This is a genomic window from Rhizobium acaciae (assembly GCF_025941625.1).
GTDB lineage: Bacteria > Pseudomonadota > Alphaproteobacteria > Rhizobiales > Rhizobiaceae > Rhizobium > Rhizobium acaciae.
This window is the reverse complement of the sequence record NZ_JAPCZO010000003.1, coordinates 237,626-251,480: the sequence shown is the minus strand read 5'-3', so window position 1 is coordinate 251,480 and position 13,855 is coordinate 237,626. Positions and strand designations below refer to the sequence as shown.

Below are 13,855 nucleotides of genomic sequence, written 5' to 3'. Positions count from 1 at the left end.
GAAACCGACTTAAAACTTCTGCTGCGTCATCAGCACTTCGCGGGCGATCTGATCGAGCGGCAGGATCCGGTCGACGCCGCCCTTAGCGATCGCTTCCTTCGGCATGCCGAAAACAACGGAACTCGCCTCGTCCTGCGCCACCGTGTAAGCGCCGGCCTGATGCATTTCCAGCATGCCGCGCGCGCCGTCATCGCCCATGCCGGTCATGATGATTCCCATGGCGTTGGAGCCGGCCGAGCGCGCCGCCGAGCGGAAGAGCACGTCGACGGAAGGCCGGTGGCGCGACACCAGCGGCCCGGTCTTGACGCTCACATAGTAACGCGCACCCTGGCGCTCGAGCAGCATGTGTTTGTCGCCTGGCGCGATCAGCACATGGCCGCGCAGCACCGGATCGCCATCGACGGCTTCCTTAACCTCGACCTCGCAGAGCCCGTTCAGCCGCTTGGCGAAGGCGGCAGTGAATTTCTCCGGCATATGCTGGACGATCACCATGCCAGGCGCATTGGCCGGCAGTTCCTCCAGGAACTCGCGCAGCGCTTCGGTGCCGCCGGTGGAGGCGCCGACGCAGACGACCATCTCGGTCGTCTTCGCCATGGCTCGCCCCGTCGGCGGCGGCAGCATCACATCCGCCGTCAGCTTCTTGGCCGGCCCTTCCACTGAGGCCGAGCGGATGGTTCCGGCGGCGCGGCGGACGTTGGAAAGCCGTGCATGCGAGGCGCTCTTGACGACTTCGCGAATGCGCATCGCGTCGTCGGAAAGGCTGTCGGCGGCGCCGATCTTCGATTTCAGGATGACGTCGACGGCACCGGCCTCCAGCGCCTGGAGCAGCGTTTCCGAACCCGCTTCCGTCAGCGACGAACACATCACCACAGGGATCGGCCGCTGCGACATCAGCTTGCGGAGGAAGGTGATGCCGTCCATGCGCGGCATCTCGACATCGAGCGTGATGACATCGGGGATCTCTTCCTGCAGCTTCCGCGCCGCCATGAACGGGTCGGATGCGACCGCCATGATCTCGATATCGGGATCCTGCTCCAGCACATGGGTCAGCGTCTGGCGGATGCTGGCGGAATCGTCGATGATGAGAACGCGGATTTTCTTAGCCATGAATGCCCCTAATGCATGCCGTCCGGAAGTGCGCAGCGGTTTTGGGATGACGCGATGCGCTTTAGATACGCTGAAACACCGTATTCGAGACCTGCTTCAACGGCAGATCGAAGCCGGTGATCGATTCGGAATGGCCGATGAACATATAGCCGCCCTTGGCCAGGCAGGCGCAGAGGCGGTTGAGCACACCGGCCTGGGTCTGCTTGTCGAAGTAGATTAGCACGTTGCGGCAGAAGATGACGTGCATCGGTTCACCGATCGGATATTTCTCGTCCATCAGGTTCATGCGGGCAAAACCGATCTTGCTGCGTAGTTTCGGCGTGATGCGCACCTCCCGCCGACCCGGCTGCTTGGCCGTCAGCACGTATTTGCGCTGCAGGTCGCGCGGCACGGGTGCGATCAAGTCCTCCGGATAGATGCCGCGGCGCGCCGTCTGCAGCACGTCGGTGGAAAGATCCGTCGCCAGTACACTGTAGGAGACGTCGTTGCGGCCTTCGGCAAATTCCGCCAGCACCATCGCCATCGTGTAGGGTTCCGCCCCCGTCGAGCAGGCCGAACTCCAGGTGCGGATGGTCCGCACGCCGCTATTGGAGATCGCCGGCAACGCCACGCTCTGCAGATAGTCGAAATGCTTGGCTTCGCGGAAGAAGTCGGTCTTGTTCGTCGTCACCACGTCGATCAGGTAGACGGTTTCCTGGGCGAGGCCATCCTCATTGAACAGGAAGTCGCAATAATCGTCGAAGGTGCCGTGGTTGGTTGCGCGAAGGCGGCGCCTCAACCGCCCTTCGAGCATCGTCAGCTTGGTCGGCGGCATCTTGATGCCGCTATAGTCGTAGATGAACCGGGCAAGCTTGTCGAAATTGCGCTTGCTGATCCGGTCACCCGGCAATTGGGTTTCCACCGCTGCTGCCATACTCATAGAATGCAGGTCTCCGAGTTGATGCGCGGTCAGGCCGCCGATTGCAGTACCGAGGCGTCCTCGCGCGACAGTAAGCGTGCAAGATCGATGATGACGACGAAGCCGTTCTCACGGCGAACGACGCCGGCGATATAGTCCGAGCGCCAGCGCACGCCGATATCGGGCGCCGCCTCGATCTGCTCGCGCCGGAACGGCGTGACCTCGAAGACGCGGTCGGCGACGAGGCCGAGCGTCAGCAGCCGGCTTTCCATAGGAACGTCGAGGACAAGCACCCGCGTGTGCGGCGTCGGCACGGTCTTCGTCATGCCGAGCTTCAATCGAAGATCGATCGTCGGCACGCCCTGCCCGCGCACGTCGCGCAGGCCGAGCAGATAGTCGGGACCATTCGGAATCTTGAAAGCTTCCGCATAGTCGAGGATTTCCCGTACGACCTCAACCGGCACGGCGAAAATCTCGTCGCCGAGGCTGAAGGTCACGAATTGCGCTTCCAGAGATGTCGTGGCCATGATCATGCGCTTTCCTTGAATTCGGCGTCCCCATCATCGGGACCGCCCATCGAGAGATCGAGAGCGAAGCCTTTCACCCGAGCGTGCTGGCCGGCGACGCTGTTGGCTGCCGGCTTCTTGGGCGCAGGCTTGCGGGCGGTAGCAGGAGCCGGGCTGCGGACCGTCATCCTGGCGGCCGGTGCGCGTTCGCGGCGCCCGCCCGCCGTATCGACCTTGAAGAAGGCGATCGACGTCTGAAGTTCCTCAGCCTGGGAAGCGAGTTCTTCCGAAGTCGCGGACATCTGCTCGGAGGCGCCGGCATTCTGCTGCGTCACCTTGTCGAGCTGCTGGATCGCCTCGTTGATCTGCGCCGCACCGACATCCTGTTCGCGGCAGGCGGCACTGATCTCGGAGACAAGCTCCGCCGTCTTGCGGATGTCGGGCACTAGGCGACCAAGCATGTCGCCGGCTTCCTGGGCCGCCTTGACCGTATCGCCCGACATCGAGCTAATTTCGGCCGCGGCTGACTGGCTGCGTTCGGCCAGCTTGCGCACCTCGGAGGCGACGACCGCAAAACCCTTGCCGTGTTCGCCGGCACGTGCCGCTTCGACGGCCGCGTTGAGAGCCAGCAGATCGGTCTGACGGGCAATTTCCTGGACGATGCCGATCTTCTCGGCGATAGTCCGCATCGCCTGCACGGCACGCGTCACCGCTTCGCCGCTGGCTTCGGCATCCTTGGCTGACTGGCGGGCGATCTTCTCGGTCTGTGAAGCGTTGTCGGCATTCTGCTTGATGTTAGCGGCCATCTCTTCCATCGAAGCCGAAGCTTCTTCGGCCGAGGCCGCCTGTTCGGTGGCGCCCTGCGACACCTGTTCGGAGCTCGACGACAGTTCCTGGCTGCCGGCCGAGACATTCTCGGCGGCTGCGATGGCGTCGGCGACAACGCCGCGCAGGCGTTCAACCATCTGCTCGAGCGCGATACCCAGCGTATCTTTCTCCGACAGCGGCTTCGGAGAAACCGTCAGGTCGCCGTTCGAGATCTGGCTGGCGATCGTCGCGGTATTGCGCAGGTTCGCCGTCATCCGGCTCATCGAATGGACGAGATCGCGGATTTCGTCGTTGCTCTTGTGCTCGATATTCTGTTCGAGATCGCCGATGCTGACGGCATCCGCAAGATTGACGGCGCGCTTCAGGCCGCGCGAAATGTTGAGCAGGATCCAGATTGCCGCGGCCGACGAGACGATGATCAGGCCGATCGTCATCATAACAAGCAGATTGCGCGACTGGGCATACTGATCGTTGGTGGCGGCGTCGGTTTCGGCGACGTTGCCGGTCACCGTGTCGTTCAGCTTGGTGAGAATGCCGAGCAGCTGGGTCGTCACCAACTGGCCTTCGCCCATCGAGATGATACCGGCCTGGGCGTTGGATTCGCTGGTATTCTGCGTGGCAAGATCGGCGACACGATCCTGCAGCGCCGTCCACTTGCCGTAGAGTTCGCCGAATTGTGTCATGCCGGCCTTGATCTCCGGATCATCGGAGGCGGCAAGGCGGCCCTGGAGCGTCGTGATGAGCTCGCGCTGCTGCGAGATCTCATCGACATAGCCGGTGATCTTGCTGGCATCGGTATTGATGATCGCATCCTTTTCGGCGCGAATGGAGCGCATCACGGCATCGGAGAGATCGCCGGAATCGCGCAGGTTGGCAACCGGACCGGCAACCATGACCGAGATGTCGCTGTTCAGCGACGAGAGATTGTAGATCGAAAGACCGGCCATGGCGCAGGTCAGGAGAACGATGAAACCGAACACCAGGCTCAGTTTAAGTTTGATTGTGAAGCGCATTTCCAAACCCCCGTTAGTACCGCGGCGGATATTCCGCCGGATCGCACATCATGCCGTCGTGAAAACGCTTCATGCGTCACCGGCAAAGCCGGCATGACCAGGTGCGTCCATGCACCGGTTCAATCGAGGGGCCGCCGTCCACTGCGGCCCCATTTTGCACCCGGAAGGCTTTATCCACCTTCCCCGGGATTGCAGCTACGCGCTTTCGCGGAAATCATCGTCAGCCGTATCCGGCCCACCCATCGACAGGTCGAGGGCGAAGCCTTTGGCGCGGGCTTGCTGCCCGGCGACCGTATTGGCCGGCGCCTTGCCGGCCGGTTTGCGCGGTGCGGCCGGAGCCCGGGTGCGGGCGGTGAGTTTTGCAGCCGGAGCGCGCTCGCGGCGTCCGCCTGCCATCTCGACCTTGAAGAAGGCGATCGACGTCTGCAGCTCTTCGGCCTGGGAAGCGAGTTCCTCGGAGGTTGCCGACATCTGTTCGGAAGCGCCGGCATTCTGCTGCGTCACTTTGTCGAGCTGCTGGATCGCTTCGTTGATCTGGGCCGCCCCGATATCCTGCTCGCGGCAGGCAGCACTGATCTCGGAGACCAGTTCCGCCGTCTTGCGGATGTCGGGCACCAGCCGGCCGAGCATGTCGCCCGCTTCCTGGGCAGCCGTCACGGTATCGCTCGACATCGAGCTGATTTCGGCAGCAGCCGACTGGCTGCGTTCGGCAAGCTTGCGCACTTCCGAGGCGACCACCGCAAAACCCTTGCCGTGTTCGCCGGCGCGTGCCGCTTCCACAGCGGCATTCAGAGCCAGCAGATCCGTCTGGCGGGCGATCTCCTGGACGATGCCGATCTTCTGGGCGATCGTGCGCATGGCGTCGACGGCACGGGAGACGGCCTCGCCGCTGGCTTCAGCATCCTTGGCGGACTGACGGGCGATCTTTTCCGTTTGCGCCGCGTTGTCGGCGTTCTGCTTGATATTGGAGGCCATCTCTTCCATCGAGGCAGAAGCCTCTTCGGCGGAAGCCGCCTGTTCGGTTGCGCCCTGCGACACCTGCTCGGAGCTTGCCGAAAGTTCCTGGCTGCCAGAAGAGACATTCTCGGCGGCCGAGATCGCATCGGCGACGACACCGCGTAGGCGCTCGACCATCTGTTCGAGCGCGATGCCCAGTGCATCCTTGTCGGAGAGCGGCTTTGGAGACACTGTCAGGTCACCGTTCGCGATCTGGTCGGCGATGCCGGCGGTGGTCCGCAGGTTGGAGATCATGCTCTGCATCGCAATGCCGAGCGCATCCTTATCCGAAAGCGGCTTGGCATCGGTGCTGAGGTCGCCCATGGCGATCTGATCGGCAAGCGCTGCCGTGGCACGCAGATTGGCGGTCATGGCATTGACCGTATCGATGAGATCCTTGATCTCGTCATTGGTCTTGACGTCGACCTTCTGGTTGAGGTCGCCGATTGCGACGGCGTTTGCGACGGTCGTGATCTTCCTGAGGCCATTGTTGATTCCGAGCGTGATCCACAGCGCAGCACCGAGCGCGACAAGCACGGCAATGCCGGAAGCGGTGGTGAGGATCAGCTTGGTCGAGTTATAAAGCTCGGCATTCGAATGATTGGTCGCCTGCATGCCTTGGCGCTGGATCTCGATAATGGCGGCAATCGCATCGCCCATATCGTCGGTCATCGCCTTGAGATCGCCGAGCGAGAGCGCCAGCGCTCCGGCCCGATCGCCCTTGGCCTCGAGCTGCTGCAGTTCGACGGATCTTTCGCGAAATTTCGTGCCGACCGTCTGCAGCTTTTCCCAATAGGGTCTACCTTCCGGCAAGACAATGGCCAGGCCGGCATCGACAGTGTCCAGCAAGGTCTGCAAGTTTTGGTCGGCCTCCTTGTAGAAACCGGCAACGACGGCAGGGTCCGTGGACAGAAGAGCGTTCTTCTGAGCACGGATGGCGTTGACTTCGGCGATATTGGCGGTCAACGCCAGTTCCAGACGGCGCACCGAGCCGTCGATCATCTTGCCGCTTGCCTCGTTCAAGGTGCCGAGGCTCAGGCTTCCATAAACCGCGATGCCGATCAGCAGCAGCGTCATGATGCCGAAGGCAAGACCCAGTTTGAGTTTAATGGTGAAACGCATGTGATACCCCCGACTTGCGGTCAAAACGAATGGAGAGACATGTCCCCTTGGCGGGACGTTGAGCTTGGAAGTGATGTGCTGAAACGGGGAAAGCGACTACATTCACTTCCCGCCAGCCGGACATCTATCCATCGCAGCGCCAACGCCTACATGCGTTGGGGGACGTTCTCTCCTCAGGCCGCCGGAGCAGCCCGAGGGATCACATCGGGGCGAAGCGCCCAGGCGCTTTCCCCAAGGGAGCGCCTATGCGCTCTCCCTAAAGTCGTCGTCGCTGGCGTCTGGACCGCCCATCGACATATCGAGAGCAAAGCCCTTGAGACGCTGCTGCTGAGCCGAAACCGTCTGGCCGCGGCCCTGGCCATTGGCCTGCGGGCCGGGCTTGCGGATAGCGGCCGGGGCCTTGATCACCTTGGCCGAAGCTTTTGGCTGCGCTTTGTGGGCACCTGACCGCGCGCTGCCTGCCGTGTCGACCTTGAAGAAGGCGATCGACGTCTGCAGTTCCTCCGCCTGGGAGGCGAGCTCCTCGGAGGTCGCCGACATCTGCTCGGAGGCACCGGCATTCTGCTGCGTCACCTTGTCGAGCTGCTGGATCGCTTCGTTGATCTGCGAGGCGCCGATATCCTGCTCGCGGCAGGCGGCACTGATCTCGGAAACCAGTTCCGCCGTCTTGCGGATGTCGGGCACCAGCCGGCCGAGCATGTCGCCGGCATCGGCGGCTGCCTTGACCGTATCGCTCGACATCGAGCTGATTTCGGCGGCAGCCGACTGGCTGCGTTCGGCAAGCTTGCGCACCTCCGAGGCGACGACCGCAAAACCCTTGCCATGCTCGCCGGCACGAGCAGCTTCAACGGCGGCGTTCAGAGCCAGCAGATCGGTCTGGCGGGCGATTTCCTGGACGATGCCGATCTTCTGGGCAATCGTGCGCATGGCATCGACGGCACGCGTCACCGCTTCACCGCTCATCTCCGCGTCCTTGGCCGACTGGCGGGCGATCTTTTCGGTCTGAGCGGCGTTATCGGCGTTCTGCTTGATGTTGGCGGCCATCTGCTCCATCGAAGCGGACGCCTCTTCGGCGGAAGCCGCCTGTTCGGTGGCGCCCTGCGATACCTGTTCCGAGCTTGCCGAAAGCTGCTGGCTGCCGGAAGAGACGTTGTCGGCGGCCGACAGTGCGTCGGCGACGACGCCGCGCAGGCGTTCGATCATGGTATTGACGTTGCCCAGAAGTTCGCCGATTTCGTCATGGCTGGTGATATCGGCCATCTTGGTCAGATCGCCTTCCGACACTTCGCGAACCACAGCGTTGGCACGGGTGAGGCCCTTGCTGATCGTGCTGGCGATCCAGAACGCGGTAAAGGCAGCAATCAGCAGAGCAACGGCGGCGACAGCAACCATCATTGTGCGGGTCGTCGTGTACTGCGCTTCGGCGCCGTCGTCGGCAGCCTTCATACGCTGCTTTTCAAGTGCCAGGATTTCGCTGAGCGTCGAGTCGATGTCGTTGGCAGCGACCCGCGCCGTCGTGACGGAAACGGCATTTGCGCCTTCGGCATTGCCGGCCTTCATATATTCCCGAATCTGATCGTCGGCTGCCGTGAAGCTCTTGGAAAGTTCGGCGATGCGCGCCCAGCGCGCCTTGCCTTCTTCCGTGGCCAGCTCCAACACCTGGTTGAAGGCATCGGTGAAGTCCTTGCGGGCCTGATCGCCCTTCGCGATTGCGCCAGCCGTCTCGTCTGCGCTGCGGGCGGTGAGCAGATTCTTCTGCTGGCGGATCTCCTCGAGCTGGGCAATGTTGATCTGCTGCGCTAAATCGAGGCGGGCTGCCGGGCCGGCGAGAAGCTTATCGATCGTGTCGTTCAGCGACCCAAGGCTGAAGATACCGTAAGCGGCAGTGCCTACGAGCATCAGAATGATGAAGGTGAACGCGGTCACCAGTTTCGTCTTGATTGTCAGTCGCATAGTCCCCAAACCCCTCGTTGAATTCATTCAGCGTCAATTAGCGGCTCCCGCCGCATCGCGCCTCGATGAAAAAATCGCCTGCAGATTGGGGAGAATGATGAACTCTCCGCCCCTCTTCACCAGGCAGTTGATGTAATCGGCGCGCCACCGCATGCCGACACTCGGCGGGGCCTCGCTCGCGGACTTTGCAAGCGTCGTCACCTCGTTCACCTTGTCGGTCCTGAGGCCGACGAGCGTCTGCTCGCCCTGCAGATCGATCTCGATGACGATGATGCGGCTGTCGATCGTCGCCTCCGCCGCTTCCATTCCGAAGGCGAGACGCAGATCGGCGAGCGGAATGACCTTGCCGCGAAAGTTGATGACGCTGGCGACGAAGGGCTGGCTGCCCGGCACCGCCGTCTCGGGAAGCAGGTCCAGGATTTCCTGGACGATGACCGCTTCCAGCGCGAAGGTTTCGCCGTTGAGATCGAAGGTCAGGACTTCCACTTCCTCGGCATAGTTCCAGTGATGGTCAAATCGTTCGGCAGCGGCTGTTGCACTCATCCTGCTACACGCAATTGCGCCTCCTGTTGCTGACCCGCGGCAACCAGGTGCCCGACGTCGAGAATGAGAGCGACGCTGCCGTCGCCGAGAATGGTGGCGCCCGAGAAGGTCGCGACGTTATTGTGCAGTTTCGACATCGACTTGATGACCGTCTGGTGGTCGCCGATGATCTGGTCGACGACAAGGCCGACACGCTCCGTGCCGGTCGAGATAACGACGACCTTCTGATGCACGTCGGGTTTTGTGCCGGTGCGGAAGAGGTCGCGCAGACGCAGGAACGGCACCAGGCTGTCGCGCAGCGAGATGAAGCTGCGGCCGCGCGAGCGAAGATCTTCCTCGAGCGACAGTTCGAGGCATTCCTCGACCGCCGAGAGCGGAATGACGTAGCGGCCGGAACCGACGCGCACCAGCAGACCGTCGATGATGGCGAGCGTCAGCGGGATGCGCAGCGACACTTCCGAACCCTGTCCCGGCACGCTGAAGATGTCGATCGCGCCGCGGAGCGCCTCTACGGTCTTCTTCACCACGTCCATGCCGACCCCGCGGCCGGACAGATTGGTGATCGCGGCTGCCGTCGAGAAGCCGGGGGCGAAGATCAGCTGCAGCAGCTCGGAGTCGGAAAGCGGCTGGCCGGGCTGGATAAGGCCGGAGGACTCCGCCTTGGCGCGAACCCGTTCACGATTGATGCCGCGGCCGTCGTCCTTGATCGAGATGATCACCTCGCCGCCGGCCTGGCGGGCCGAGAGCGTCACCGTACCGGCTTCGGTCTTGCCGAAGGCAAGGCGGTCGGCGGGCGTTTCGAGGCCGTGATCGATCGAGTTGCGCACCAGATGCACCAGCGGATCGGCCAGACGTTCGATGACGGTTTTGTCGACTTCGGTGCTCTCACCCTCCGTCACCAGTTCGATCACCTTGCCGGTCTCGCGAGCGAGATCGTGAACGAGGCGGCGGAAGCGGGAGAAGAGGGTGGCGACCGGCACCATGCGCAGCACCATCATCGTGTCGCGCAATTCGCCGGAGAGACGTTCGATCTCTTCCGAGACGGAGCGCAGTGCGATATCGGTGCTAGCGCTGGCGAGCTGGCTGAGGCGCGATTGCGCGATGACGAGCTCGCCGACGCGGTCCATCAGTTCGTCGAGACGTTCGGCCGGAACGCGGACATTCTCGGCCGCCTTCGCCTGGCTGACGGCGGCGGGCGCCTCGCGCTTGGCCGGAACCGCCTCGACAGGACGGAACTCCGGGACGGTGGTCGGCGAAACGGGGGTCGGCGATGCCGCGGCGACGACAGGCGCAGGTGCTGCCTTTTCCTCAACCGGAGCGGCGGTTGCCGCTGCCTGCCCGCTGATCTCCTCGACGCTGAGTTCCATATCGTCGAGCACGAAGATGAAGACGTCGTCGATCGCCGAGCGGTCGTGCTCGCTGGTCAGCGTCACGTCCCAGGAAATGTGGAGTTCCGTCGGAGCCAGCGCGTCGAGGGGCGGAATGGCCGAGGTGTTGGCGCACACGGTGCATTCGCCGAGATCGCGCAGCTCGTCCAGCAGGCCGAGCGGGTTGGTGCCGTTGGCCATCGAATTGGCGGGCAGGCTGAAGCGGATGCGCCAGCTGTTCTTCTTCTTCGCTGCGTCGCGCGCAGCTGCGGGTACGGAAACAGCAGCCGGCGCTGCTGCAGGCGCCGCTTCCCTGCCGCCGACGGCAGCCTGCAGCTGCGCCAGAAGTTTATGCCCGATATCACCGTGATCGGCGTCCGGCTGGTCGACCAGGGCCCGCATATGGTCCTGGGCGGCGAGAACGGCGGCGACGAGTTCGCTGGTCGCCGCGACCTCGCCCTTTCGGACGCGGTCGAAGGCTGTTTCGCAATGATGGGTGAAGGCGGCGAGCGCCTCGAAACCGAACATTGCGCCGGAGCCCTTGAGCGTGTGGAGGCCGCGGAACACGGCGTCGACGAGATCCTTGTTGTCGAGCTGGTGGGTCAGGTCGAGAAGACCGGCCTCGATCGCTTCAAGGCATTCGGCAGCTTCGGTGCGGAATACGGCAACCGGATCGAGCGTACTCATCGTCCGAGAACCTTCTTCACAATCTTCACCAGGCTTTCCGGGTCGAACGGCTTGGTCAGCCAGCCCGTCGCGCCGGCGGCCTTGGCGCGCGCCTTGAGATCGGCGTCCGATTCCGTCGTCAGGAAGATAATCGGAACGCCGGCCTGGGCCGGCAGCTTGCGCAGTTCCTCGATCATCGTCAGACCGTCCATGACAGGCATGTTGAGATCGGTCACGATCAGATCGAAGCTGCTGCCCTTGGCCGTCGCGAGGCCCTCTGCCCCGTTGACCGCCTCGGTGACGCTATAGCCGGCATTGGTCAGCGTGACCTTGGTGGTCAGACGAATGCTGGCAGAATCGTCGACAGTCAGGATATTTGCAGTCATAACGTCACCTCTTTATGCAACCAGAACTTTGCGTCTTCATGATCGAAGGATTCGATGAAACCTGCGCGCTCAAGTACCTTCAGGACCGAGCCGCTGGCCGGCGAAGAAAGCTTGAACGTCTTTCCCTTGGCTTTTGCTTGGCGGCGCGAGGATTCAATGAGTTGAACGAAACTCAGATCCGCTTCCGCGCCTTCGGGAATGCTGATGATGATTGTATCATTGCTGTGAAATTCATCGGTAAACTTTGAATATAGTTCGGACATGTTACGAATACTGAGGACATCTGGCAAATTTATAGATTCGTAATATTGTTTCTGAGTATCCAATGCAGCCTCCTGGGCCAGAAAAATACTTGATGACCCTAAAAGGACTCTCACGACAGCGTTAATGCAGAGTAAACAGCGGTTGTAGGAAACTGCCGTATAGCGCGTTCCGCGACTCCCAATTCTCATCCGGGATAAGTTGTATTTTTTCCTCAAAATTTAGAAATAAATAAAATAAAAACAGTATGTTGAATTACGCCGCGCCACCGTGACCCTTTCACCGGCACCCCATCGACATCTTTCGTTAATCACAACGCTGGCGAGTCCCCGCGCGTTTACCGGACGTTTCCATCCTGCCCGTAAAAATAGAGTCGAATTGCCTGTATTTTAAGAAAAGGTATAAAAGTGGTACACGCTCTGGTATCATCGAACGCTGTAGCCTACACGTCAGGGCGGGACATCAGCCAGACCCTGGAATCTGCTCGTAGCCAGGTCGAGGAACGTTTCCTCGAAGGCGGCACCGTGCTGCTCTCGGTGATGGATGTCCTCAACCGTCTGTTGAACTCGCTCGAGAGTGTCACCACGACGCTCGACAACAAGGAGGCGAGCGACACCAGCGCCGATCTCCGCGCCACGGTGGAGAGCCTGATGGCGCTGCCCGTCACCGAGGAAAACCGCCAGCAGGCGCTCGTCTCGCTGGCGCATACCGGCAGGGAGCTGCGCAAGCACGTCGCCGACATGCAGGAGACGATGCGTTATCTCAGAACCTTCGCGGTGACCGTAAAGATCACCGGCGCCGGCCTTGCCGAATTCGCCGGCTTCGCCCAGGAGATCCTGGAGCGCATCTATTCCGGCACCGATGAGGTCAATCGTTTCGCCACGCACCTCGACAGTCTCGACAAGGAGGTCAAGCTCGCCGCCTCCTTTGGCGCCGGTGTTTCCAAGAGCTATGCCGATACTGTTCCGGCCGTCGCCGGAGCCCTGCGCGATGATGCCGCCAAGATCGCCGGACATCGCAAGGATCTCGGCGTCATCGCCCGCGAGGTCGGCGCAATTGCCCGCGCCGTCCAGGGCAAGGTCGCCTCGACCCTGTCTGCCCTGCAGATCGGCGACATCACCCGCCAGCGCATCGAGCATGTGCAGGCCACCTTTTCGCTGCTTGAAGATTTCTTTGCCGGCGAGGATGGCGCCAGACTCGACGCCGGCGCGCGCCAGCGCCTCCAGAACGTCATTCACCATCTGACGGCGGCGCAGATGAGCGACATGTGCGCAAATTTCCAGCGGGATTCCGAAAACGTCGTCAAGACGATCGCGAGTTTCGATCACGACATGCGGGAGATCCTCAAGCTGCGCGATCAGATGAGCGGTCAAAGTGGCGAGGCCGGCGGCAACTTCATGCGCGCGCTGGAATCCAGCGTTTCGGCCGCCCATGAAATCGTCAAGCAGGTCGATACGGCAAGCCGCCAGGCCGACCAGGTGAGCCAGTCGACGATCGGTACGGCCGCCAAGCTCTCCGAAGCAATCGGCAATATCCGCGCCGTCAAGACCGACATTCACTATATGGCTTTGAATACCAACCTGCGCTGCAGCCGCCTCGGCGAGGAAGGCAAGTCGATCAACGTCGTCACCGCCGAGCTGCGCATCTTCGCCGGCAAGCTCGACGATTCCGCCGACGCCATCGTCAACGGCCTGCCGGCGCTCGAAGCTGCGGCCGGGCGCGTCGCCCCCGCCACGGATGCCGGAGCCGGCAATCTCGGAGAAAGCCTGACCTCGGCCGTCGGCAACATCCGCTCTGCAGCCAACGTGATGGAAAACGAGCTGAAGGTGCTCGCCGAGAACGGTCGCGAGGTCGCCACCAAGATCAGCCTGCTGATCGGCAAGCTCGATTTCCAGCATAATCTGGGCGAAGTCCTTGCCGGCTGCGCCGATATGCTCGAAGGCGTCGCCGGCACCGATGTCGCCGATATCTCCGATCTCGCTGAGACGATCGCGCCGCTCGACCGCAAGATCTTCAAGCACTATACGATGGTCCAGGAGCGCAGTGTTCATCGCGGCATCATTCCGGCGGGCGAGGACAGCACCTCCGCTCCCGCCGAAACCGCCAAAGCCGAAAACGATGAAGACCTCTTCGCCGATGCGCTTTTTTAGGTTGGAACGCTACAGCACCGCGCGTCTTCTCAGACGCGCAAAGGATGCTGTAGCCACAA

At 62.1% G+C, this 13,855-nt stretch carries 11 protein-coding genes; 1 reads left to right on the top strand and 10 read right to left on the bottom strand.

What is annotated here, in order from left to right:
- Window positions 1-9: 9 nt before the first annotated feature.
- The 10 genes from OLZ32_RS06965 to OLZ32_RS06920 form a co-directional block, all read right to left on the bottom strand.
- Window positions 10-1,107 (bottom strand): protein-glutamate methylesterase/protein-glutamine glutaminase, encoded by a 1,098-nt coding sequence (locus OLZ32_RS06965; RefSeq protein WP_003542816.1) that lies wholly within the window; start codon window positions 1,105-1,107, stop codon window positions 10-12.
- 61 nt (window positions 1,108-1,168) lie between these two features.
- Window positions 1,169-2,026 (bottom strand): CheR family methyltransferase, encoded by an 858-nt coding sequence (locus OLZ32_RS06960; RefSeq protein WP_003542817.1) that lies wholly within the window; start codon window positions 2,024-2,026, stop codon window positions 1,169-1,171.
- 29 nt (window positions 2,027-2,055) lie between these two features.
- Complete coding sequence (locus OLZ32_RS06955; protein WP_029871930.1) at window positions 2,056-2,538, bottom strand: chemotaxis protein CheW; 483 nt, start codon at window positions 2,536-2,538, stop codon at window positions 2,056-2,058.
- The gene (locus tag OLZ32_RS06950) at window positions 2,535-4,352 is read right to left on the bottom strand and encodes a methyl-accepting chemotaxis protein (RefSeq protein ID WP_264420325.1); all 1,818 of its coding nucleotides are present in this window, start codon (window positions 4,350-4,352) and stop codon (window positions 2,535-2,537) included. The genes OLZ32_RS06955 and OLZ32_RS06950 overlap by 4 nt, the downstream gene beginning before the upstream one ends.
- A 195-nt stretch (window positions 4,353-4,547) precedes the next feature.
- Window positions 4,548-6,470 carry a HAMP domain-containing methyl-accepting chemotaxis protein gene (locus OLZ32_RS06945; RefSeq protein WP_003542820.1) on the bottom strand — a complete coding sequence of 641 codons (1,923 nt, stop codon included), beginning with the start codon at window positions 6,468-6,470 and terminating at the stop codon, window positions 4,548-4,550.
- A 243-nt stretch (window positions 6,471-6,713) separates the two neighbouring features.
- Entirely contained in the window at window positions 6,714-8,423 is a 1,710-nt protein-coding gene (locus tag OLZ32_RS06940) for a methyl-accepting chemotaxis protein (RefSeq protein WP_003542821.1), read from the bottom strand.
- A 33-nt stretch (window positions 8,424-8,456) separates the two neighbouring features.
- On the bottom strand, window positions 8,457-8,966 hold the full coding sequence (locus OLZ32_RS06935; protein ID WP_264420323.1) for a chemotaxis protein CheW: 510 nt from the start codon (window positions 8,964-8,966) through the stop codon (window positions 8,457-8,459).
- On the bottom strand, window positions 8,963-11,020 hold the full coding sequence (locus tag OLZ32_RS06930) for a chemotaxis protein CheA (RefSeq protein ID WP_264420321.1): 2,058 nt from the start codon (window positions 11,018-11,020) through the stop codon (window positions 8,963-8,965). Before OLZ32_RS06930 ends, OLZ32_RS06935 begins: the two co-directional genes overlap by 4 nt.
- Window positions 11,017-11,385 carry a response regulator gene (locus OLZ32_RS06925; protein WP_003542824.1) on the bottom strand — a complete coding sequence of 123 codons (369 nt, stop codon included), beginning with the start codon at window positions 11,383-11,385 and terminating at the stop codon, window positions 11,017-11,019. Before OLZ32_RS06925 ends, OLZ32_RS06930 begins: the two co-directional genes overlap by 4 nt.
- A complete protein-coding gene (locus OLZ32_RS06920) occupies window positions 11,382-11,711 on the bottom strand; it encodes an STAS domain-containing protein (RefSeq protein ID WP_171600629.1) in 330 nt (109 codons plus the stop codon). Before OLZ32_RS06920 ends, OLZ32_RS06925 begins: the two co-directional genes overlap by 4 nt.
- Window positions 11,712-12,053: 342 nt before the next feature.
- Between OLZ32_RS06920 and OLZ32_RS06915 the strand changes: the two genes are divergently transcribed.
- Window positions 12,054-13,796, top strand: a complete 1,743-nt coding sequence (locus tag OLZ32_RS06915) for a hypothetical protein (RefSeq protein WP_003542826.1) — start codon at window positions 12,054-12,056, stop codon at window positions 13,794-13,796.
- The last annotated feature ends 59 nt before the right edge of the window (window positions 13,797-13,855 follow it).

What these genes read in the sequence shown, in the direction of transcription:
- OLZ32_RS06965 (WP_003542816.1), bottom strand. Translation starts at nt 1,107, where the DNA reads ATGGCTAAGAAAATCCGCGTTCTCATCATCGACGATTCCGCCAGCATC.
- OLZ32_RS06960 (WP_003542817.1), bottom strand. Translation starts at nt 2,026, where the DNA reads ATGAGTATGGCAGCAGCGGTGGAAACCCAATTGCCGGGTGACCGGATC.
- OLZ32_RS06955 (WP_029871930.1), bottom strand. Translation starts at nt 2,538, where the DNA reads ATGATCATGGCCACGACATCTCTGGAAGCGCAATTCGTGACCTTCAGC.
- OLZ32_RS06950 (WP_264420325.1), bottom strand. Translation starts at nt 4,352, where the DNA reads ATGCGCTTCACAATCAAACTTAAACTGAGCCTGGTGTTCGGTTTCATC.
- OLZ32_RS06945 (WP_003542820.1), bottom strand. Translation starts at nt 6,470, where the DNA reads ATGCGTTTCACCATTAAACTCAAACTGGGTCTTGCCTTCGGCATCATG.
- OLZ32_RS06940 (WP_003542821.1), bottom strand. Translation starts at nt 8,423, where the DNA reads ATGCGACTGACAATCAAGACGAAACTGGTGACCGCGTTCACCTTCATC.
- OLZ32_RS06935 (WP_264420323.1), bottom strand. Translation starts at nt 8,966, where the DNA reads ATGAGTGCAACAGCCGCTGCCGAACGATTTGACCATCACTGGAACTAT.
- OLZ32_RS06930 (WP_264420321.1), bottom strand. Translation starts at nt 11,020, where the DNA reads ATGAGTACGCTCGATCCGGTTGCCGTATTCCGCACCGAAGCTGCCGAA.
- OLZ32_RS06925 (WP_003542824.1), bottom strand. Translation starts at nt 11,385, where the DNA reads ATGACTGCAAATATCCTGACTGTCGACGATTCTGCCAGCATTCGTCTG.